Below are 21,227 nucleotides of genomic sequence, written 5' to 3' on the forward strand. Positions count from 1 at the left end.
TATGATTTTTTTACGGTTTAGGTTTTTGTGCATTAAGCCAGTCTACGATACCCAGAAAGATCTTCTGGGCTACCGCTTTATGGAATTTGGGGCTGAGTATCTTCTTCTCATCTCCCGGGTTGCTGAGAAAAGCGACCTCTACCAGCACATTGGGATAGTTGGTGGGCCCGCTTAACGAAAAGTTGAAGCTGCCGACGTTTCCATATTCGGCAAGCCCCAGGGTCAGCATTCTATTCAGGATGGCCATGCTCAGGGGACGGAAACCGAGGTAGCGATAGTAGGTGCTTGTTCCCTCAACGGTGTCGTAGGAGGCCGAGTTGAGATGGATGCTCACCAGCAGATGCGGGTCGTATTCTTTTAGCATCGCGATCCTTTCGGGCATGCTGAGCGTAGTATCCTTTGTCCGCGTCATGAAAATGTGTTGTACACCTGCGGTCTTCAGCATCTTTCGTAGTTGTTCGGCGATGAGCAGGGTATAATTTTTTTCCAGGATCTTGCTGGTGACACCCGTAGCGCCCGAGTTGTCACCTCCATGTCCCGCGTCGATGGCGATGCGTAATTTGCGGATGTCGAGCACGGCCGGCTGACGGCGGATGCGTATGATCAGATGCCTGCCCACGCTGTCGTAAGCGATGGCATAACCCCAGTGTTGCGGGTGTTTCAGCTGGATATAGACACGGAAGACATCATCCTCCACCTGTTCGTACCAGGTGTTGCTGATCTCTTTGGCAGAGTGCAGCTGGGTGATCCAATTAGTATTGCTGGTGACTCCAAAGACATCCACTACGACCCTCGATGGGTCGAGAAGCTGCATGCCCCGATAGGGATACCGGTCATCCAGCGTAAGCGTGACATAGTCGGAGGCCGTGTCACCGTATACTTTTATATTGCCGGTGAGATGCGGGTTATGGGCGATGGGCCGGTTGACCTGTTTGCCCTGCAGCACCAGGCTGGTCTTGGCGATATACGCATAGTGCAAGGTAGAAAGCCTTACTTTGTAGTCGGTGTTAAAGCTGTCGACAATGGTTACGAGGACATTGGAATCCAGGAAACCGATCTTGGCGCCCCCGAGGCGGTCGTCACCGATGCCATATTCCATGAAGGGAAGCTGGCCTGTCGTCCTTGCCAGCCAGAAGCTGCCCTGGGAGAAGCCGGGGAAGGCCAGCAGCAGGAGCAGGAAGCCAATCGTTGATCGCCGCATGCTTTGAATCTTTTCTTAAAGATAATTTATAAAAGAAAAGCCACTCGCAAATTATTTGCAAAGTGGCTCTGTTGCTCATGTGTGGACCCGCGAGTATGTTATAATGCCGCCCTTTACAGGGGATACTTGTTGTCGTTGATCAGCTTATCAGCAATGCGTCTCCGGGCATCCTTGCTGTTAAAGGGATCGACCTTGGTGAATCGCTTGAGCCCAAGGAGCATCATCCGCTGTTCGTCCCCGTCAGCAAAGGCATTGATCGCGTCTTTCCCGGATTTATTGATCCGATCGGCTGCATCATAGAGGAACGTGCGCATAATGTCGAGTTCGAAGGCTGCGCCGGCCTCACCCCGCTGATCGGCCAGTTTCCATGCCCGTAACAGGGCGCTTTCCGCCACAAAGGTATCGATGGCCATGTCGGCGATGTGCATCAGGACCTCCTGCTCGTTCTCCAGCTTCGTCATCAGCTTCTGCACTGCGGCGCCTGCCGTCATAAGGATCGCCTTCTTAAAATTCTGGATCGCCTTCTTCTCTTTTGCAAAGGGTGCGTCGCCATCATTGCCGAATTCAGGGATACTCATCAGCTCTTTCGACACGGCCATGGCGGGGCCCATAATGTCTAACCTGCCCTTCATGGCGCGTTTCAAAACCATGTCGACGGTGAGCAGGCGGTTTATCTCATTTGTCCCTTCATAGATGCGGTTGATGCGGCTGTCGCGATAGGCCTTGGAGATAATATATTCATCGCTGTACCCGTTGCCGCCATGGATCTGGACGCCTTCATCGACCACAAAGTCGAGCATTTCGCTGCCGAATACCTTCAGGATGGCACATTCGATGGCATATTCTTCGGCTGCGCCAAGCACCGCCTCATTGAAGGGTTTGCCTTCGGCGGCCAGGCCCACTTCCTTGTCATCGATCCATTTGGTCGTCCGGTACAGCGCGGTCTCCGCCGTCCAGATGAGGATAGCGATCCCGGCGATCTTGTTCTTGATAGCGCCAAAGTTGGCGATGGGGGTCTTGAACTGCTCGCGGGTCTTCGCATACTGGATGGAGGTGGTAGCGGCCCGTTTGGCACCCCCGGCTGCGGCTGCACAAAGCTTGAGGCGGCCGATATTCAGAATATTGAATGCGATGATATGACCTTTGCCGATCTCGCCCAGCAGGTTCTCTGCCGGAACCTTACAGTCCTGGAAATACAATTGTACGGTAGACGAACCCTTGATGCCCATCTTGTGTTCTTCGGGTCCCTGGGTAAACCCTTCGAATCCCCGCTCTACGATAAAGGCGGAGAATTTGTCGCCGTCAATCTTTGCAAACACGGTATAGACGTCTGCAAAGCCGCCGTTGGTGATCCAGCATTTCTGACCGTTGAGCAGGTAGTATTTGCCATCGGCCGACAATTTAGCCGTCGTCCTGGCGCCCAGGGCATCGCTGCCGCTGTTGGGTTCGGTGAGGCCATAGGACCCTTTCCATTCGCCGCTGGCCAATTTGGGAATATATTTCTTCTTTTGTTCAGGGGTACCGAAATAAAGAATCGGCAGGGTACCGATGCCCGTATGCGCGGAAACGCCAACCGAGAAGGAGAAGCCGCCGCCCAGCCCTTCATTCACCAGCGTAGCCGTTATAAAGTCTTTTCCCAGGCCACCGTATTCCTCAGGAACAGCTGCGCCCAGCAGCCCCTGCTCACCCGCCTTTTGAATAAGCGATGGCATCAGCCCGGGTTCCAATTTATCGATGCGGTCGATGATGGGTAGCACCTCGGCATCCAGAAAGGCGTTACACATGTCTTTTACCATCTGCTGTTCTTCATTAAAATCCTCCGGGATAAAGGTCTCGAAGGGAGAGCTTTCCTTTATCAGCCACTCGGCGCCCTTCAGGGCTTGTTTTTTTTCGGTAGACGCGCTCATAGAAAATAGTTTTTATCGAAGGTTGTCGTATACAATTTGCAAAACTTCCTTGCAGATGTCGATGCGGTCGGGGGGTACGCCTTCCAATGCTTCGTTGAGGGTGGCTTCCGCCAGTTGCATCGTCTCTTCCTGCAATTTCAGGGCCTGTTTGGTAAGAAAGATCAGGTTGATGCGCCGGTCGCTCTCCGAGGGCACGCGTCTTACCAGTTGTTGTTTTTCGAGGTTATCCACCAGCCGGGTGATGCTGGGTTTATCCCGGAAAGTAGCGCTGCAAAGCTCCTGCTGGCTCTTACCGTCTTCTTTCCATAATTGGTACAGGACACTCCATTGTTCGATCGTGATCTTCAATCCCGCGGAGTTGAATTTCTTTTGCAGATTGCGGGCAATGGCCGTGCTGGCTTTGCCAGTGATAAAACTGTAGAGTTCGCCTTTCTTGAATTGGTTGTTTGACATACAGTTAGATAAACAACTAACTAAAAGTACGGATTTTTTCTGGATGGCGGAAGGATTTCGAAAAATATTTTGCGCGGCCGCAGTCAGTTGGAGAGGGTGCGGCTGCAGGCAGTCGGAGCGGGTGCGGTCGCAGGCGTTAGCCCTTTGCCGGGAATGCGCTATTTTTGATTAAAGTGCATTCACAGCATTTCATTGCTTTCCGCTCATCGCGTTTTCATTATTCTTCCTGGGGGACGGGGAGCCGTATTCTCTTCGCCTTTCATGGCTATGGGGAGTCGGCTGGAAGCTTTTCTTTTTTGGAAGAAGCGCTGGGCAGCGATTTTACGATCATCGCTCCCGACCTGCCATTTCATGGGGCGACCCAATGGGCGGAGGACAGGCTTTTTCTCGATCCCCATGACTTTCTTGCTCTATTGGAGGAAATAGCGGCCGGGTTTCCCGGTCGGGAAGCAGGGTGGTGGCTGATGGGGTACAGCATGGGTGGCCGGGTGGCGTTGCAGTTGCTCGAATTTGCGCCACAGCGGGTCCAACGGCTGGTGATGCTGGCGCCGGATGGCTTGAAGGTGAACCCCTGGTATTGGTTAGGCACCCAGAGCAGGGCTGGCAATCAGCTGTTTCGGTGGACGATGAAAAAGCCGGGATGGCTTTTTTTCCTGCTGCGCACCGGTAATAAACTACGCCTTGTAAACCCCAGTCTGTATAAGTTTGCCGCCTATTATATCAACGATGACCGGCTTCGCCAGGACCTCTACACCCGCTGGACCACGATGCGGGGTTTCCGGCCGCGGCTAGATGTGATCGCCGGTTTTATCCGTGAGCGGCAGATTCCCGTGTTCCTGCTCTATGGCAGCTATGACCGGATCATCCCTTCGGGGCGGGGAGAGCGCTTCCGTCAGCGCACGGCCCCTTATTGCCGGCTGACCCTGTTGGCGGCAGGGCATCAGCTGCTGCAACCTAAATTCATAGAAGTCATCACTAACGCGCTATATTTACCGATCATTTGATGGTAACGCTCTCCTTTACACTGATTGGTTGTCTGCTTTTCGCTGTTTATAGCGGGCTCATCGCCTGGTATCACCAGGCCTGGATGGCTTTGCCGGTGTTTGTGCCGGGGGCGGCGCAGCCGCGGACAAAGATCACGGTGCTGATCCCCGCCCGCAACGAGGAAGAAAATATTGGTAATTGCCTACAGAGCCTCGCGGCCCAGACCTATCCCCGTCATCTTTTCGAGGTGATCGTCATCGACGACCATTCCACCGATGGGACGGCGGCCGTGGTGCGGGAGTTTACCGGGTCCGGCTTCCAGGCCAAGGATGTGGTCCGGGGCATGCCGGTTGGTGACACTGCCGCGGCGCCGCTGGGCATACGGTACCTGCCCCTCGCGGAGGCGCCGCGTGACGGTGCCGTTACCGCCCACAAGAAATTTGCCATCGAAACCGGTGTGGCCCGGGCTACAGGTGAACTCATCGTCGCAACTGATGCGGATTGTCTTTTTGACCCTGACTGGCTTTCGACGCTGGCGGCCTTTTATGAAGAGAAGGGGGCCATGTTTATCGCGGCGCCCGTGCGCATCGGCGGGATGAGCGTATGGGGCCGGCAGTCTTCGTTGTTATCTGTTTTCCAGACACTGGACTTTATCACGCTGCAGGGCATCACCGGCGCGGCGGTTCACAGCAGGATACATTCCATGTGCAACGGGGCCAATCTTGCCTATGCAAAAGCGGCCTTTCTGGAAGTTGGCGGCTTCAAAGGCATCGACAGCATTCCTTCCGGGGACGATATGCTGTTGATGCATAAGATATTCCTTCGATGGCCGCAGCAGGTCTTCTTTCTAAAAAATTCCCGGGCCATCGTTTCGACCCGGCCCGAGTCGACGTGGAAGGCCTTTTTTCACCAGCGCATCCGCTGGGCGAGCAAGGCCGACAGCTATGACGACAAACGCATTTTTTGGGTCCTGCTGCTGGTCTACCTCGTAAATGCGCTATTCCTCATCCTGGCCATCGCCGCCTGTTGGAATAGCTGGTGGGGGTTCCTGCTGCTGGTGCTGCTGGTGGCAAAGACGATGGTGGAATATCCCTTTGTCAGCGAAGTGGCTGCCTTTTTCGGGCAGCGGAAGCTGATGGCCTGGTTTCCGGTATTACAGCCCTTTCACATCGGCTATACGCTTGTCGCTGGCTGGCTGGGGAAGTTCGGCAGCTATCGCTGGAAGGACAGAAAAGTGGTGAAATGAGTGGAAAAAGAAATATAGCAAGGCGTTTGCTGCGCAACAAGGGGGCGATGTTCGGGCTCATCGTCATCGGAGCGGCCATCTTTGTGGCCGTCACCGGTTATTTTATCGCTCCTGACGCATCGCCGGACGCCAACCGCATCATCGTGGAGATCGGGGGGCGAAAGCCCGGCTTCAGTCAGTTGTTCCTGCTACTGAAAAAGCAAGGGTCCGTCACCCGGACCTCCTTTTTCTACCGCCTGCTCTATGGCCGTGAGGACAGGTATGACTATATCCCGATAAATTCCTATATGCAGCAAATGGACAGCCTCATCGTGGAGAAATATGTGGATGAAGGCGTCGCTGAAAGAAGGGCCTATTTTTCACCCACTGGTTTTCGCATCGAGACGCGGCGGTTTTGGCTGGGGACGGACAAATATGGCCGGGATATCCTCAGCAGGTTGCTCATCGGCGTCAGAGTAAGCCTGGCCGTCGGGATGGTGACCGTGCTGCTTTCGTTAAGCGTGGGGGTTCTGCTGGGTGCGCTGGCCGGCTATTTTCGCGGCCGGGTGGACGAGATCATCCTTTGGCTGGTGAATGTTATCTGGAGTATTCCGACCTTACTGTTGGTCTTTGCGATCATGCTGGTGTTGGGCAAGGGCTTCTGGCAGGTATTCGTGGCGATTGGTCTCACGCTTTGGGTCAACGTAGCCAGGATAGTCCGCGGCCAGGTGCTGGCCGTGCGCGAACGGGAATATGTTGAAGCCGCGCGGGCGCTGGGGTATTCGCATACCCGCATCCTGTTTCGTCATATCCTGCCGAATGTGATGGGTCCGGTGTGGGTGGTGGCTGCTTCCAATTTCGCTTCGGCAATCGTCATCGAAGCCGGGCTCAGCTTCCTGGGCGTTGGTGTACAGCCGCCACAGCCCAGCTGGGGTCTGATGATAAAGGAGAATTACAATTTTATCATTACCCATAATCCCGTGCTGGCGCTGGCGCCCGGTGTAGCTATTATGTTGCTGGTGCTGGCTTTCAACCTGCTGGGCAATGGATTGCGGGATGCGTTGGATGTACGAGTGTGAAGTGGAATGGAGAAGGCTATTCTTTGAAGACCTGGACGTTGCGGTTGAGGCTTTCGTCGAGGGAGATAAAGGTCTCGGTGCGTTCGATGCCTTTAATCTTCTGGAGTTCGTCATGGAGAACAAACCGAAGCTGATTGATGTCCTTGCAGACGATCTCTGCGAACATGCTGTAGTTGCCGGTGGTGTAATTGAGCCGGACGATCTCGGGAATTTTCTGCAGCTCTCTTGCTACGCTGTCATAGAGGGAGCTTTTCTCGAGGTAGATCCCGATGAAGGCGATGACGTCATAACCTAGTTGTTTAAGGTCTACGTGTAATTTTGTACCTTTAACGACAGACAGTTCTTGCAGCTTCTTTATCCTGACATGGATCGTGCCTCCCGAAACAAATAGTTTTTTTCCTAGTTCAGCGTAGGAGATCTCTGCGTTCTCCATCATTTCATGGATGATCTGCAGATCTAATTTGTCGAGATTCAATTTAGCGGCCATCTTAAATAGAGTTTTTGAATTTTATCTACATCAGATTGCAAATATTTGAATTTTTTTTAAATCACAAAAATTTTTGTTCAAAAAATGTAAAGAATTCGGGCATTTCTTTAATTTTGTTTCAACAACGATTCAGAAAGTTCTTTAAAATTGTGGAGTGATGAAACTTGGCAGACATGCCCTCTTGTCTCGGGGGTGGGGAGTCAGGGACAAACATAGTGTAATGCCGGGTCCGACAAAAATCGGGTTCGACTGGGGTTGACCACCACTACATTGCGCTACAGCTAACCGCCCCGTGGAGGTTCGAATCCTCCCTCTACAGCAGATTAATGAATGCCCCGCCCAAAAGGCGGGGCATTGTTGTTTTGGAGCCGGCCGGAGCTTGCTCCGGTACCTATGCCCGGCCATTTACTTTGAAGCCCTGGGCTTTTTCATCTTACTTTTTCTATCGGCGGCATCTTGCTCGAGAACCAAACTCAACAAAAGAGGGGGTTCTATCTCCATAAAAGCGGCTAGCCGAAAGAGGTCCTTCAATTGAAAATTTTCCACTTTGTCGATCAGCCTTGTAAAACGTACATTGTTTATTCCCAGGTCATGCGCCACTATTGTCTTGGGAATAAATTTAAAGATATCCCGAAAGTGCTTTATCCGCCCCGCAGCCATCATAGGTGCGATCAATTCATATCTCGAATCCTTAGCCATAAACCCAAAGAAAAGAGGTAGTTAGCAATATTGCTCAAAAACATACCAAACATATTGATAAAATGTATCACACAAATATATTTGCGGTCTAAAAAGACCATTTTAAGAGATAATTTGTATATATTGCAGGAACCAGCCCGAGTATCAAAAGTGATAAACCTAATCAAAATGATAGCTAACACGCAAAGTAACGAGGCCCTGCAAAGCGCATTTGAAGATTTTTTGAACAATGTGCCGGCCATCAGACTAAAAGAAAATATGACGAAAGTTCTCCTGGCGTTTCTCAAGCATGAATCACCCGACGGCCTGCCGGCTTTTATGGATGATCATTTCATAGACCTGATCTTTTTCTTTGAATTCCTCGACAGCGTGTCAGCAGAAGTTCCGCGCCGCCGCCGGACCAGGTCGTCATCGAAACTGCAGGGAGTTATGTGCTGTTGTCCTCTGTGCCGGTTAGTATCCGAAGGACGGCGCCGGCGGGCAAAGACCTCATCGGGCAGGCCAAAGCATTAAAGCCCGGCATTTCCGTATTTTTGCCCCTTCATGGGCCAAAAAAAACTCATCCGCTTTGAGGCGATCAAGGCTTTCCCCAATGTGCTGCAATATCCGGAAGGGATGGCGGGCCGGTGGGCCGTATTCTTCAAAAACGACCATCCGCTGACGCTCGAGCTGGCTTGCGGCAAGGGCGAGTATGCCGTAGGGCTGGCGAAGATGTACCCCGATCGCAATTTTCTCGGGGTAGACCTAAAAGGCAATCGCATCTACATCGGTGCGAAGCGCTGCCTGGAAGAGAAGATCACCAACGCCGCCTTCCTGCGCACGCATATCGATAAGATCGCCACCTATTTTCAGCCGGGGGAAGTAAAGGAGATCTGGATGACCTTCCCCGATCCGCAGCTGCGAAAATCCCGGGCCACGCGGCGGCTTACCCATCCTAAGTTTATCCGGCTGTATCAACATATCCTTGCACCGGGAGGAACGATCCACCTGAAGACGGATTCCCCCATACTTTACACGTTTACCAAATGGGTGATCACTATGTATGGATTGACGCTGCTGGAAGACATCAGCGATGTTCATGCCGGCGAACCAAAAGAAGAGCTGAAGATCACGACACATTATGAAAGCCTCGATATCGCGCAAAGCAAGCGGGTGCATTATCTCTCCTTCACGCTACCGGAAGGCCCTTTAGCCGACCTGGATGATCAGTTGCTCGTCCGAATAAAAGAGGAAGAGCCGATGCCCGCAACACCGGTGAGACCGCCACGCATCCGCGCCGGCGCCAAACAAATGAACGATCATGAAGGAGCTGATTGAAGGGGTCGATTTTTACTATAACGAACAGGGTCTAATGGTCCTGACAGAGAAATACCATTTGGAAAGAGGCTATTGCTGTGGCAACGGGTGCAGACACTGTCCATTCGAATATGAAAAGGTGAGCGAGCCCCGCCGGTCGGAACTCATCGCAAAACGAAAAGCAAATGGCAACACCGCAGAAAAAAGGTAAATCTGCCGGCAAAAAGGGTGGGGCGGGGAAGAAGGCCGCGCCCAAAACCACCGCAAAGCGTTCGAAGCCCGCGCCGCCGGCCGCAAAGTCCGCCAGCCGCGGAACCCCCGTTCGCGAACGCCTCAACACCGTCAAACCTTCCGGCGGCAGGGATGACTCCTTCTTCGGCCTCGTCCACGAAGTAGCCCGCCAGATACCCAGGGGCCGCGTCACTTCCTATGGCGCCATAGCCGCCGCTCTGGGCACGAGATTGTCGGCCCGGATGGTAGGATGGGCGATGATGGCCGTCCCGTATGCCAGCAAGCCAGTGCCCGCCCATCGCGTTGTCAACCGCAACGGACTCCTCAGCGGCAGGCATCATTTTAATCCACCGGAGAAAATGCAACAGCTGCTGGAAAAAGAAGGAGTAGCCGTCAAAGACAATACCGTCGTGGATTTCAAGCGCCTCTTCTGGGACCCTTCCAAGGAGTTGTGATCAATAATAAGGACTGATCATGATGTAAACAACCACCCCCGTCACCGCCACATAGAACCACAGCGGCCAGGTGATGCGGGCCAGGCGGCGGTGCTTGTCAAACTTCTGCTGGTAGGCCCGCTGCATCGTAAACAGCACAAAGGGAATGATGACGGCCGACAGGATGATGTGGGAGGAAAGAACAACATAATAGACATAGCGTAAGGGTCCGGCCTGCGCCTTTTCCGCATCGCTAAGCAGTCCATCATGGTTGAGGTCGCCAAACCGCGTGGATGGGTTGGTGGCGTGGTAGATGACATAGGAGACGAGAAAGATGCTGCTAAGAATGACGGCTGTCCAGTTGGCGCGCCGGTGCGCCGTCACCTGTTTGTTCTTGATAAAATAAAGGCTGGCCAGCAGCAGGATAGCCGTGGTCGAATTGAGGATCGCATGGAATAAGGGCAGCGACCGGGTGTTGAAACCCAGGTCAATTTTGGCCTGCGGACCCATTATCAGGAATGCGACGGCGGCAGGGATAGCTATCGACACGATGATAATGGCCTTTGTATAACTCTTATGCTGAAGCGGCATATTCTCGTTCATAACTTATGCTTGTGGTAATTTTTTCGGTTTCCTGCTGAAATAAACGACACCCACGATGGTGACCAGGAAGATCAGCCCGATGGGCACCAGCATGGGTTTCAACTCGTCAAAGACGGTGGACTTTCTTTTCTTGTCCTTCTCCAGCATGAGAAAGACGATGTCATCCCCCAATTTGGCCATCGCTGCTGTATCTGTACCATGATAGTATCCACGGATGACTCTGTCCTTATCGAGCAGGGCGACGTAATCGGTGTGTACAAAATTAGAGTCGACGCTGACGCTATCCTGCAACCCAAGTTTCAGCTCGTTCAGCGCGAAATCATAGATCGTCTTTTTGGGTCCGGTGAGCATCCACCATACCTCCGGGTTGACTCCATAGTGATCGGCATATTTCTTCAGCACAGGCGGAGAGTCATGCGCCGGATCTACCGTGAGAGAAATGAATTTTACAAAGGTAGTATCGACGCGTTTGGAATAGTCCTTTAGCTTTAACGCGTCTTGCAGATGCCGCATGTTGCGCGTGAGGATGGGGCAGATGCTGGCGCAATGAGTGAAAAAGAAGTCGATGATGATGACCTTTCCCTTCAGAGAGTCGAGGGAGACGGTGTCGCCCAATTGGTTCTGCAATTGGAGGTTGGCGACCTTGTGCCAGATGGTGTCGCTGATCTCCTTACCATCTTTCATCCGGGTGACGACAGAGTCGGGGAAATAATGACCGGGCATCGCTACGCCATATTGTTTGGCCACCATATAAAAACCGAGGGGGACTACCACCGCGATAAAGACGGCCAGCCAGCCTTTCTTGTTCATATCACAAAATTAAAGAACCATCACCGATGGCGATGGTTCCTACAAAAATTATTTGCGTGCGCTTATTCTGGCGAACCGGGCTTCTTTGCGGGCTGGGTCGGGGCTTCTTCGCCGCCTGCGGGCGCCACCTTCGTATTATTCTGCTCGACATGGTAGCGATCATAGCGGTTACGCAGTTCCCGGTACGAATTGCCATCGGCGAGGAAGGCAATGGCAAACCAGATGAAAAGCATCGCCGGCACCGCGATGGTCATGATCAAATTCTTGACCTCATGACGCAGGTGCATAAACTCTGCAATGATATAGAAAGCCTTGGCGCAAGTGAGGATCAGGTAGACACCATTCAGGACATATTTGGGCGGAAATCCCGTCTTCAGGTGGATGGTAGCCAGCGCCAGCTCAACAAGCGTGATCCCCAGCAGGATCCAGAAGGTACGCCAGATCGGCTTGGTATCGAAGGTGGCATGTGCGCTATCGCGGTTTACAGTGGTGGTATCGACGTGGTTGGACATATAATAATTTTGTTTAGTGTTTTAGAGCAGATAGAAACAGGTGAACACGAATACCCAAACCAGGTCGACAAAGTGCCAGTATAGGCCGGCCTTCTCGATCATCAGGTAATGGCCTCTGCGGTCGAAGTCGCCACGCAGGGTCTTGATCAGCATGATGACGTTGATGCACACCCCGGAAAATACGTGGAAGCCATGGAAACCCGTGATAGTAAAAAAGAAATTGGTAAAGTTGGTAGAGGCTCTCGATCCGTTGACATTGAGGAAAGGATTCCGGCCCCACCAGGCGCCTTCGCCATGGAGATGGGTCCATTCCCAGGCCTGACAGCCGAGGAACATCAACCCGCCGATGATAGTCAGGACCATATAGAAGGCTACTTTCTTCCGGTTGCCCTCGTGGCCGGCGGCGACCGCCAACACCATGGTAACGGAAGACATGATCAGGATAAAGGTCATCAGGGACACAAACACCAGCGGGAGGTGCATTCCCCCCATCCCCGGGAAGGCACGAAACACTTCATTGGGGTCGGGCCAACTATTGCTGGAAAACCGGATAGTACCGTAGGAGATGAGAAAAGCACCAAAAGTAAAGGCATCGCTCATCAGAAAATACCACATCATCAGTTTCCCATACTCCACGTTGAAGGGGCTTTTTCCGCCACTCCACCATTTCTGTCCTGCCGGTATTGCTTGTGCCATGTTGTTATTTTAGTTGGTTTGCAAATTTATTAAATACTGAATACTTATTTTATCATCATAAAGAAAACGAACAGGTACAACCAGAGCAGGTCTACAAAATGCCAGTAGGTGCTCATTATTTCCACTGGCGTGCTGTTATAGCTGCGGACCCTGCTGCCGTAAGCCTTTCCCACCATGACTACGAGAGGGATGATGCCACCCATCACGTGTGCGGCGTGCAGCCCCGCGATGATATATAGAAACTGTCCACCGCCGCTGCCGTGGAAAGTGATGCCCGAGTCCCATATTGACCGGAAACCCACCCATTGCAACAGCACAAAGACGATTCCCAGCACGGCCGTCGTACTCATCAGGTTGCGGTAGCGCAGCATTTCCCTGTCCTTAAAAGCCTTTAGCGCCATCTGAATGGTAAGACTGCTGGTGAGGATCACCGCCGTCGAATACCAGAAGGCCCTCGGGATAAAGAAGCTGGTCCAACCCGGCTGGTCGCGCTTTACGACATAGGCGCTGGTCAGCCCGGCAAACATCATTATGATGCTTCCCAAACCCACCCATAACGTGAATTTATGGGGATGTATTTTCTTTCGTTGCTCGTTCACAATATCCATAGTTACATGCTGGAAATGCGTTTTAGGAAAAATAGCGCATTTCCAGCAAAGCGCTAAAGTCTGTCCTTCGGACGATCCGCCTCGGGCGGATCAGGTCAGGCGGTTTTATTCGCCAGCAGCGACAACAACACTACAGGCAGATAGATATAGCTGCTGAACATTACCCGTCTCGCTGCCTTCACCGTCATTTCCCTGTACAGCCGTACACACTGTCCCACCATCGCCAGGTTGGCCAGCATTACAATCACCAGACTTACGATTCCACTCATCCCGCCGCCGTTGGGTCCGCCCACAAAATATGGCAGCACACCTACGGGCACCAGCAAGAGCGAATAGATGATGGCCTGGATGGCGGAATATTTCGTTGGTCCCTGGTCGGAGGGCAACAGTTTGAATCCTGCGGTCGAATAGTCCTTGTGCGCAATCCAGGCAATGGCCCAGAAATGGGGGAATTGCCAGAAGAACTGCAACGCAAACAACACCCAGCCACCGATGGAGAGGTCGTCATTGCCCGCTGCCCAGCCGATGAGACAGGGCAGGCTTCCGGGTATGGCGCCTACCAGCACGGAGATGGAGCTTACCTTCTTCAATGGCGTATAGATAAACGCGTAGACGAAGAGGCTAAAAGCTGCCAGGGCTGCCGCGAGAAAGTTGAAATTCAACCAGAGGATAAGGACACCCCCGATACCTGACAGCACGGCAAAGGTCGAGGCTTCCTGTACACTCATCCGGCCTGCCGCAACGGGGCGGTTAGCCGTCCGCTTCATCAGGGCATCGGTATCTTTCTCCACGATCTGATTGATCGTATTGGCGCTGCCGGTCACCAGCATGCCGCCCAGGAAGAACAGGCCGATCTGAGCCCAGTCATATTCCTTTATTTTCGGCGCCAGCAAATAGCTGATCAGGGCGGAGAACACAACCATGAAGCTTAGGTTGAACTTGATCAGCAGTCTGTAGTCCTGCAATTTGCCGGCAAATTTTAAAGAACTTGGTTGCTTCACGGTCACGCTGATCTTTTTTATCAATGCGCGCTCTCATTTGGTCCCAGTGGTTCGGTCTGGGGGATGAAATCCCTGCCGTCCTTCGCATAATCATAAGGCCAGCGATGAACTTCGGGAATATCGCCAGGCCAGTTGCCATGACCAGGCCGGATGGGCGCGGTCCATTCGAGGGTCGTAGCGCCCCAGGGATTCCTGGTCATCACTCGCCGACCCTTGAAGATGGAGTAGAAGAAGTTGAAGACGAACAGCAGCTGTACTGCAAACGTGATCATGGCCACCGTCGAGATAAACCGGTTCAGACCACCGAATTGGTTGAAGGACAACCATTGCGAATAGTCGAAATAGCGACGCGGCATCCCGGCCAACCCTTCATAGTGCATCGGCCAGAAGATGAGGTAGGCTCCCACCAGCGTTACCCAGAAATGGATATATGACAACGTATTATTCATATACCGGCCATACATCTTCGGGAACCAGTGATAGATACCCGCGAACATCCCCAGGATACCCGAAACCCCCATTACGATGTGGAAGTGCGCAATGACGAACATAGTATCGTGCAGCTGGATATCCAGCGTCGAGTTACCGAGGAAGATACCCGTGAGACCACCGGAGATGAACGTGCTCACAAAGCCTATGGCGAAGAGCATGGCCGGGGTGAACCGGATATTGCCGCGCCAGAGTGTCGTCAGCCAGTTGAACACCTTGATGGCCGATGGGACGGCGATGAGCAGGGTGAGCAATACGAATATCGAACCCAGGAACGGGTTGAGGCCCGTGACGAACATATGGTGTGCCCATACCAGGAAGGCGAGGATGGCGATAGCAAACAGCGAACCGACCATGGCCATATAGCCAAAGATGGGTTTGCGGGCGTTGACGGACATCACTTCGGAGACCAGACCCATGGCAGGGAGGATGATAATGTATACTTCAGGGTGACCGAGGAACCAGAAAAGGTGCTGGTAGAGAATCGCGCTACCGCCTTCGTTGGGCAGGGCCTTATTGGTCTCGGTGAGGAAGATATCGGAGAGATAGAAGCTTGTTCCGGCATGGCGGTCGAACAACAGCAGGATAAAGCCGGAGAGCAATACGGGGAAGGACAGGACCCCCAGTACGGCGGTGAATAACAGCGCCCAGATGGTGAGCGGCATCCGCGTCATACTCATCCCCTTCGTACGCATATTGAGGACGGTGGAGATATAGTTTAAGCCGCCGAGCAGGGAGGAGATGACAAACATGGCCATCGAAATGATCCATAGATCCATACCTGTTTTCGACCCCTCGGAGGCGTCGCCAAGGGCGCTTAAGGGTGGGTAGGAAGTCCAACCACCGCTGGCAGGGCCGGTAGCGATAAACAACGAAGAGAGCATTACAACGCTGGCACCGAGGAAGAACCAGTAAGACAACATATTCAGGAAGGGTGACGCCATATCCCGCGCCCCGATCTGCAGGGGAATAAGGAAGTTGGCGAAAGTTCCGCTCAAGCCGCCGGTCAACACGAAGAACACCAGGATGGTACCGTGCATGGTCACCAGGGCGTAGTAGAACTCGGGCTGGATCTGTCCCCCCTTGGCCCATTTGCTGCCCAGGATGTCTTCGAGGAATTGGAAGTGAGCGTCCGGGTAACCCAGTTGGAGCCGGAACAGCACGGACATCAACCCGCCGATGATGGCCCAGATCATCCCCGTGATGAGGAATTGCTTGGAGATCATCTTATGGTCCTGGCTGAACACATATTTCGTGATAAACGTCTCCTTGTGGTGATGTACGCCATGCTCGTCGTGATGAACCTCGTGTACCGTCTGCACCTCAGGATGTCCGTGTAATGTTGCTTCGTTGCTCATTGAGAGTATTTTTTGTGCGAATCGAATTTTAGTTTTTTGCCGTGGTCTTTGTCGAGTCTGCTACTGGTCCGGCGGCAGGGGCAGCGGGAGCGGCAGGAGCCTTATCCTGCATCACCATTGCATAGTTGGGCTTCTGCTTGGCCAGCCAGAGATGATACTCTTCATTTGTTACCACGGTGATGACCCCGCGCATGGTATAGTGACCTTTCCCGCACATCTGGTCGCAGGAGATCTCGTATACGAAGTCGGGGTTATTGAGCTTCTTCTTCATTTCCTCGGTGGTAAACTTGGGCGTGAACCACAACGTCGTCGGCGTGCCGGGTACGGCGTCCATCTTCTGACGGAAGTACGCAAGACCTACGTCATGGATAACATCGCGGGAGCCGATGATCAGCTTCACCGGGCGGTTGACCACGCAATACATTTCATTGTTGACAACGACGTCGTCGTGAGCGGCGGCGTCATCCCAGATGAGACCCAATTGGTTGTTGTCCTTATCGCTGATGTTCTGATAGTATTTCTTGCCAAACACCTGGTCGTGTCCCGGATAGCGGAAGATCCAGCCGAACTGTTTGCCGGTGACCTCTATCTGCAAAGCATCCTGGGGTGCATCGCCGGTGATGCGGAACCAATAGAAAAGGCCAAAACCGACCAGGACGGTGAGGGCGATGGCAGGCACCACCGTCCAGATGACTTCCAGGCGGTTGTCATGCGGGAAGTAATGCGCTTTCCTCTTCTCTGAATACTGGTATTTGTAGGCAAACCAGAAAAGCAGAACCTGAGTGATGACAAACACGACACCTGTGATGGCGATGGTGATGTAGAGCATCTTGTCGATCTCTTCCCCGTGCTTGGAAGCGGATTCTCCGAGGATCCTTCCTTTGAACAATTCGTTGCACCAGTAAACTCCGATGAGGCCCAGTACAAGGAAAACGATCATGAGGAAACCGTTGATGCGGTTATGCTGCTCGAAATTCTTCTTTTCCCCCCTTATTACACCTACATACTCACTTGCTTTTGCAATCTGAAAGGTGATCAGGAAGCCAAACAACAGGATCAGTAACAGAAAAAAAGTTGACATGATAGAAAACAAGTTTTAAGTATGATGGATAATACTTTCTTTCAGGAAAGGATGGTTTTTTGCCAACAGGGGATACTTGCTAAGGACCCTTGCGGTCTGCCACATGATCAATCCCACGAAGCCCAGCGCGATGCCGAAGTCGAAGAGGTTCAGGGGCACCCGGTCGGGCGAGATACGAGGACTCGGGAAGACCATCTGGAAAAAATCCAGCCAGTGACCGAATATCAAAAGTACGGACATAAAAGTTACCGTGCCCCAGTTGCGCTTAGAGCTCCGTTTCATGAAGATGAGCAGGGGGCATATGAAATTGATTATCAGGTTTAAATAGAAAACGCCGACATAGGCCCCATCGAGGCGGGGTTTGAAATATACCGTCTCTTCGGAGATGTTCGCATACCAGATGAGCATAAACTGGTCGAACCAGATGTAAGTCCAGAAGATGGAGAAGGCGAACATGAACTTTCCGAGGTCGTGGAGGTGCTCTTCGTTAACATATTCCAGGTAGCCCTGGTTCTTGAAGTAAATGACGAAGATGGTGAGCAATGCGCAGCCCGACACGAATGTACTGGCAAACGTATACCAGCTATACATGGTGGAGAACCAGTGGGCATTGAGGCTCATCAACCAGAGCCAGGGAGTCACGGAGGCGACGGTAAGGCCGAACCAGACGATATACAGTGCCGTCCATACTGTGTTCTTAAAGATATATTTCTTTCCTTCGGCGACGGTGAGCGGGGTGTCGTCGATGCTGCGGGACAACTGGCGTATCTTCCAGCCCAGGAATGACCAGAGGAAGATGGTCAGTACCGTCCAGATCATAAAGAAGGGCACGCTGAGGAAACCTTTTTTTCCATTAAGAGCGGGGTCTTTTGCGACGGCGTCCCTATCCAGCCATTCATAGATAGCCGTCTTACCACCGAACACGATGCAAAGCAGGATTACGAAGGTGATGAATCCGATGGGGATCACGGAAGCGGCGATGGCCTCGGATACCCGGCGGAACGTCATTTGAAAGCCGCCCATCGCCAGGGAAACGGCGGCAATGAAGAACATGACCGCGTTGACAAGCAGCAGGAAGTAGACGCTGTTCTGCAGCAGAGCGGCCCAGAAACGGACGCCCTGGTCATGACCGCCGTACATTATGAAACCGATGATCAGGGACAGCACGCCTACGGCCATCAATCCTATTGACCACTGCTTATATCGGACGGGGGTTACAAAATGTTCTTTAATGGATGACATTCAACAAAATTTAATGTATTCGTTAATCCTTTTTCTTCTCGGGTTCGGGTTATTTTTTTGCGGTGGAGTCGGCGCTTGCGGAAGACGAGCTCCCTGCGCTGGCGCCGGCGGGATGAGCCGCCGCCTGTTTTGATTTTATATAAACGATCACCATCCAGCGGCGCATAGTACTCAACTGAGAAGCATAACTTCCCATTTTGTTCTTACCGTAAGTGACTGAATAGTACATCTGGCCTTCGGGCATAGCCTCATATCGCGCGTCGCCGACCAGGGTTGCGGGCTTAGAGGGGAAGGGGCCATCGCCGCCTTTGTAAAGCGGACCGTTGCCGTCCAGTTTGGGGCCGTGGCAGATGGCGCAGTTGACCAGGTAGAGCCGCTCGGCTTCCACCGTATCCATGGACGTCAGCGGGTTCTTTACTTCCCTGGAGGCGTGGTAGTTGGTGGTATCGCCGGCTGCGTCCTTGGTCAGGAGGAAGGGGAAGAGTTCGCCCCGCTTGATCGTGCCCGGGACGGGGGTGTTGCTGAAGTGGATGCCCTGCTTCAACAACTCCGCCTTTTGCTCTTCAGTCGTAGCATAGGTCTCGTAGGCGCGGCTGTAGCCCATGTCAGGCATGTAAACCCTTCCGGGGTCGCGTTGCACGCCACCACAGCTGATAAAGGTGGTTATCCCAACTACTATTGATGATAAGATGATTACTTTTTTCATGATAATATTCTTAGGCTATCGCTTAGGCTAAAAGTTCTCCTTTGTGTTTAAGTGGTGTTTTGTCGGTGTCGTAACGTCCAATCCACCAGCCGGTCTCGGCCTCCTGGAGATTGATGCCCACGGCGCCTACGTTGGTCAGGAAAGCCTTGATCTCTTCTGCGTTGCTCTTTTCCGTCAATTCGATGACCATGGTAAACTGGTCGTCGGTGCTGCGGAGGTTGAAGTGGTGTTTACGGACAAAAGGCGCCATCTGATTGAGGAAGAGGAAGGTGAGGAACATCCCTACGGCAGAGAACAATACGGTGAGCTCGAATGTAATAGGAATCCATGCCGCCAGGTCGAAGTGAGACTTGCCGCCGATGTTGACGGGCCAGTCGATGTTGAAGACCCAGCCGATGCCGGTGAGGGCGGTGGTGGTGCCCGTGATGCCATAGATAAAGCCGGCCGTATGCAAGCTGGTGTCCCTCAGCCCCAGTGCGTGATCCATCCCGTGGATGGGCATGGGCGTGTAGACTTCATGGATCTTATATCCTGCAGAACGGACCTTCCCGATAGCAGGAAAGAGTACCGCTTCGTCTGTAAAAACCCCAACAACAAATTTTTTAACTGCCATACTTATTTAGCTTTTAATGCGCATGTGCGTATTCGTGTGCAAATTCTTCGACAGGCATCTGTTCCAATGGTCCCATCTTCTCCTTGTACGATTCACCGGATTTCTTCAGGATGTGCTTGATCTCCGCGATGGCGATGACCGGGAAGAACTTGCTGAACAGGAAGTAACAGGTGAAAAACAGGCCGAATGTGCCGATATAGAACCCGACTTCCCAAATGCTCGGCGCATAATACATGGCCCAGCTGCTGGGAAGGTAGTCGCGATAGATAGAGGTTACGATGATCACAAACCGTTCGAACCACATCCCGATGTTGACGATCACAGACATAAAGAAGGTGACGGTGAGGTTGCGGCGCATCTTGCGGAACCAGAAGATCTGGGGCGACAGCACGTTACAGCCCATCATCAGGTAGTAGCTCCAGCCATAGGGGCTGAAGATATTGACCCGGTTTTGAGCAAAGGCCCAACCTTCGAATTTATTCTGACCATACCAGGAAATGAACAGCTCTGTCAGGTAAGCTATACCCACGATCGAACCGGTGAGTACAATAACCTTATTCATCACTTCGATATGCTCGAGGGTAATATACCCTTCAAGCTTCAACACCTTACGGCTGACGAGCAGCAGGGTCTGCACCATCGCAAAACCAGAGAAGATGGCGCCCGCAACGAAGTAAGGGGGGAAGATGGTGGTATGCCAGCCCGGGATAACGGAGGTGGCGAAGTCCATGGATACTATCGTGTGTACGGAAAGCACCAGCGGGGTACTCAGACCGGCCAATACCAGGGAGAGCGACTCGTGACGCTGCCAGTGTTTCGTAGAACCCGTCCAGCCAAAGGAAAGGACGCCATACATCAATTTGCGCCATTTTACTTTTGCCCGGTCACGAACGGTGGCGATGTCGGGGATCAGGCCCGAATACCAAAAGAGTACGGATACGGTGAAGTAAGTCGAGATGGCGAATACGTCCCACAGCAGGGGGGAGTTGAAGTTTGGCCAAACCGGACCGCGGGTATTGGGATAAGGCATGATAAAGAAGCACAGCCAGACGCGGCCCATGTGCCAGATAGGAAACTGACCCGCGCACATAACGGCGAAGATGGTCATGGCTTCCGCCGCCCTGTTCACACCCGTACGCCAGCCCTGGCGGAACAGCAGCAAGATCGCGGAGATGAGGGTTCCGGCGTGACCGATACCAACCCACCAGACGAAGTTGGTGATATCCCAGCCCCAACCGATGGTGCGGTGAAGGTTCCACTGGCCGACGCCATAGATCACCTGCTCAGTTACGGACCAGACGCCGAATAAAAGACAGCACACAGAGATGATGAAGCCGATCCACCAGAGGCGGGAGGGAGCAGCTTCGACGGGCCGGACGATATCTTCCGTAACCTGGTGATAATCCTTCTGACCTTCTACCAGCGCTGTTCTTACTTGTGATTCATACCTTAAGGGAGCTTGCATAGTATGTTGAGCTTTTTGCTATTGATATTTATTGTCCACGAACGGGT

At 52.8% G+C, this 21,227-nt stretch carries 23 protein-coding genes; 7 read left to right on the forward strand and 16 right to left on the reverse strand.

Features of this window, described 5'->3' with window-relative positions; translation table 11 throughout:
• Positions 1 to 10 precede the first annotated feature (10 nt).
• The 3 genes from IEY39_RS18780 to IEY39_RS18790 all read right to left on the reverse strand — a co-directional run bounded on the left by IEY39_RS18780 (position 11) and on the right by IEY39_RS18790 (position 3,561).
• On the reverse strand, positions 11 to 1,201 hold the full coding sequence (locus IEY39_RS18780) for an N-acetylmuramoyl-L-alanine amidase family protein (protein WP_188934437.1): 1,191 nt from the start codon (positions 1,199 to 1,201) through the stop codon (positions 11 to 13).
• A gap of 113 nt (positions 1,202 to 1,314) precedes the next feature.
• The gene (locus tag IEY39_RS18785) at positions 1,315 to 3,108 is read right to left on the reverse strand and encodes an acyl-CoA dehydrogenase FadE (protein ID WP_188934439.1); all 1,794 of its coding nucleotides are present in this window, start codon (positions 3,106 to 3,108) and stop codon (positions 1,315 to 1,317) included.
• A gap of 12 nt (positions 3,109 to 3,120) precedes the next feature.
• Positions 3,121 to 3,561 carry a MarR family winged helix-turn-helix transcriptional regulator gene (locus tag IEY39_RS18790; RefSeq protein WP_188934441.1) on the reverse strand — a complete coding sequence of 147 codons (441 nt, stop codon included), beginning with the start codon at positions 3,559 to 3,561 and terminating at the stop codon, positions 3,121 to 3,123.
• Positions 3,562 to 3,734: 173 nt separating this feature from the next.
• On the opposite strand from IEY39_RS18790, the gene IEY39_RS18795 reads away from it, so the two are divergent.
• From IEY39_RS18795 to IEY39_RS18805, 3 genes are read left to right on the forward strand one after another with little or no spacing between them, the layout of a single operon-like run.
• Positions 3,735 to 4,565: an alpha/beta fold hydrolase gene (locus IEY39_RS18795; RefSeq protein WP_188934443.1), complete on the forward strand. Its 831-nt coding sequence runs from the start codon at positions 3,735 to 3,737 to the stop codon at positions 4,563 to 4,565.
• Entirely contained in the window at positions 4,565 to 5,791 is a 1,227-nt protein-coding gene (locus IEY39_RS18800; protein WP_229688980.1) for a glycosyltransferase, read from the forward strand. Before IEY39_RS18795 ends, IEY39_RS18800 begins: the two co-directional genes overlap by 1 nt.
• Positions 5,788 to 6,849, forward strand: a complete 1,062-nt coding sequence (locus IEY39_RS18805; RefSeq protein WP_188934447.1) for an ABC transporter permease — start codon at positions 5,788 to 5,790, stop codon at positions 6,847 to 6,849. Before IEY39_RS18800 ends, IEY39_RS18805 begins: the two co-directional genes overlap by 4 nt.
• 16 nt (positions 6,850 to 6,865) lie before the next feature.
• Here the strand turns inward: IEY39_RS18805 and IEY39_RS18810 are convergent, their stop codons facing one another.
• Positions 6,866 to 7,336 (reverse strand): Lrp/AsnC ligand binding domain-containing protein, encoded by a 471-nt coding sequence (locus IEY39_RS18810; protein WP_188934449.1) that lies wholly within the window; start codon positions 7,334 to 7,336, stop codon positions 6,866 to 6,868.
• A gap of 867 nt (positions 7,337 to 8,203) precedes the next feature.
• Between IEY39_RS18810 and IEY39_RS18815 the strand changes: the two genes are divergently transcribed.
• Genes IEY39_RS18815 through IEY39_RS18830 form a run of 4 tightly spaced genes read left to right on the forward strand, consistent with a single transcriptional unit; the run spans position 8,204 to position 10,017 of the window.
• Complete coding sequence (locus tag IEY39_RS18815) at positions 8,204 to 8,548, forward strand: hypothetical protein (protein ID WP_188934451.1); 345 nt, start codon at positions 8,204 to 8,206, stop codon at positions 8,546 to 8,548.
• A gap of 30 nt (positions 8,549 to 8,578) precedes the next feature.
• Positions 8,579 to 9,352, forward strand: coding sequence for a tRNA (guanosine(46)-N7)-methyltransferase TrmB (trmB, locus tag IEY39_RS18820; protein WP_188934453.1), 774 nt, complete (start codon positions 8,579 to 8,581; stop codon positions 9,350 to 9,352).
• The gene (locus IEY39_RS18825) at positions 9,336 to 9,542 is read left to right on the forward strand and encodes a C1orf53 family protein (protein ID WP_188934455.1); all 207 of its coding nucleotides are present in this window, start codon (positions 9,336 to 9,338) and stop codon (positions 9,540 to 9,542) included. The genes trmB and IEY39_RS18825 overlap by 17 nt, the downstream gene beginning before the upstream one ends.
• Positions 9,517 to 10,017, forward strand: coding sequence for an MGMT family protein (locus IEY39_RS18830; RefSeq protein WP_188934457.1), 501 nt, complete (start codon positions 9,517 to 9,519; stop codon positions 10,015 to 10,017). Before IEY39_RS18825 ends, IEY39_RS18830 begins: the two co-directional genes overlap by 26 nt.
• Here IEY39_RS18830 and IEY39_RS18835 read toward each other — a convergent pair whose 3' ends face one another.
• The 12 genes from IEY39_RS18835 to nrfD all read right to left on the reverse strand — a co-directional run bounded on the left by IEY39_RS18835 (position 10,018) and on the right by nrfD (position 21,180).
• A complete protein-coding gene (locus tag IEY39_RS18835; protein WP_229688981.1) occupies positions 10,018 to 10,599 on the reverse strand; it encodes a DUF420 domain-containing protein in 582 nt (193 codons plus the stop codon).
• 3 nt (positions 10,600 to 10,602) lie between these two features.
• The gene (locus tag IEY39_RS18840; RefSeq protein ID WP_188934459.1) at positions 10,603 to 11,409 is read right to left on the reverse strand and encodes an SCO family protein; all 807 of its coding nucleotides are present in this window, start codon (positions 11,407 to 11,409) and stop codon (positions 10,603 to 10,605) included.
• A gap of 62 nt (positions 11,410 to 11,471) precedes the next feature.
• Positions 11,472 to 11,921, reverse strand: a complete 450-nt coding sequence (locus IEY39_RS18845) for a cytochrome C oxidase subunit IV family protein (RefSeq protein ID WP_188934461.1) — start codon at positions 11,919 to 11,921, stop codon at positions 11,472 to 11,474.
• Between the two features lie 21 nt (positions 11,922 to 11,942).
• Positions 11,943 to 12,617 carry a cytochrome c oxidase subunit 3 gene (locus IEY39_RS18850; RefSeq protein WP_188934463.1) on the reverse strand — a complete coding sequence of 225 codons (675 nt, stop codon included), beginning with the start codon at positions 12,615 to 12,617 and terminating at the stop codon, positions 11,943 to 11,945.
• Positions 12,618 to 12,661: 44 nt separating this feature from the next.
• The gene (locus IEY39_RS18855; protein WP_188934465.1) at positions 12,662 to 13,225 is read right to left on the reverse strand and encodes a cytochrome c oxidase subunit 3; all 564 of its coding nucleotides are present in this window, start codon (positions 13,223 to 13,225) and stop codon (positions 12,662 to 12,664) included.
• Between the two features lie 95 nt (positions 13,226 to 13,320).
• A complete protein-coding gene (gene cyoE, locus IEY39_RS18860; RefSeq protein WP_229688982.1) occupies positions 13,321 to 14,226 on the reverse strand; it encodes a heme o synthase in 906 nt (301 codons plus the stop codon).
• A gap of 20 nt (positions 14,227 to 14,246) precedes the next feature.
• Positions 14,247 to 16,073 carry a cytochrome c oxidase subunit I gene (locus tag IEY39_RS18865; protein ID WP_188934467.1) on the reverse strand — a complete coding sequence of 609 codons (1,827 nt, stop codon included), beginning with the start codon at positions 16,071 to 16,073 and terminating at the stop codon, positions 14,247 to 14,249.
• Positions 16,074 to 16,101: 28 nt separating this feature from the next.
• Positions 16,102 to 17,154: a cytochrome c oxidase subunit II gene (locus tag IEY39_RS18870; RefSeq protein WP_188934468.1), complete on the reverse strand. Its 1,053-nt coding sequence runs from the start codon at positions 17,152 to 17,154 to the stop codon at positions 16,102 to 16,104.
• A 15-nt stretch (positions 17,155 to 17,169) separates the two neighbouring features.
• Entirely contained in the window at positions 17,170 to 18,396 is a 1,227-nt protein-coding gene (locus IEY39_RS18875) for a quinol:cytochrome C oxidoreductase (RefSeq protein ID WP_188934470.1), read from the reverse strand.
• Positions 18,397 to 18,445: 49 nt separating this feature from the next.
• Positions 18,446 to 19,102 (reverse strand): c-type cytochrome, encoded by a 657-nt coding sequence (locus IEY39_RS18880; protein WP_188934472.1) that lies wholly within the window; start codon positions 19,100 to 19,102, stop codon positions 18,446 to 18,448.
• A gap of 22 nt (positions 19,103 to 19,124) precedes the next feature.
• The gene (locus IEY39_RS18885; protein ID WP_188934474.1) at positions 19,125 to 19,715 is read right to left on the reverse strand and encodes a DUF3341 domain-containing protein; all 591 of its coding nucleotides are present in this window, start codon (positions 19,713 to 19,715) and stop codon (positions 19,125 to 19,127) included.
• 13 nt (positions 19,716 to 19,728) lie between these two features.
• A complete protein-coding gene (nrfD, locus tag IEY39_RS18890; RefSeq protein WP_188934476.1) occupies positions 19,729 to 21,180 on the reverse strand; it encodes an NrfD/PsrC family molybdoenzyme membrane anchor subunit in 1,452 nt (483 codons plus the stop codon).
• Between the last annotated feature and the right edge of the window lie 47 nt (positions 21,181 to 21,227).

The organism is Puia dinghuensis (assembly GCF_014642875.1).
Taxonomy (GTDB): domain Bacteria; phylum Bacteroidota; class Bacteroidia; order Chitinophagales; family Chitinophagaceae; genus Puia; species Puia dinghuensis.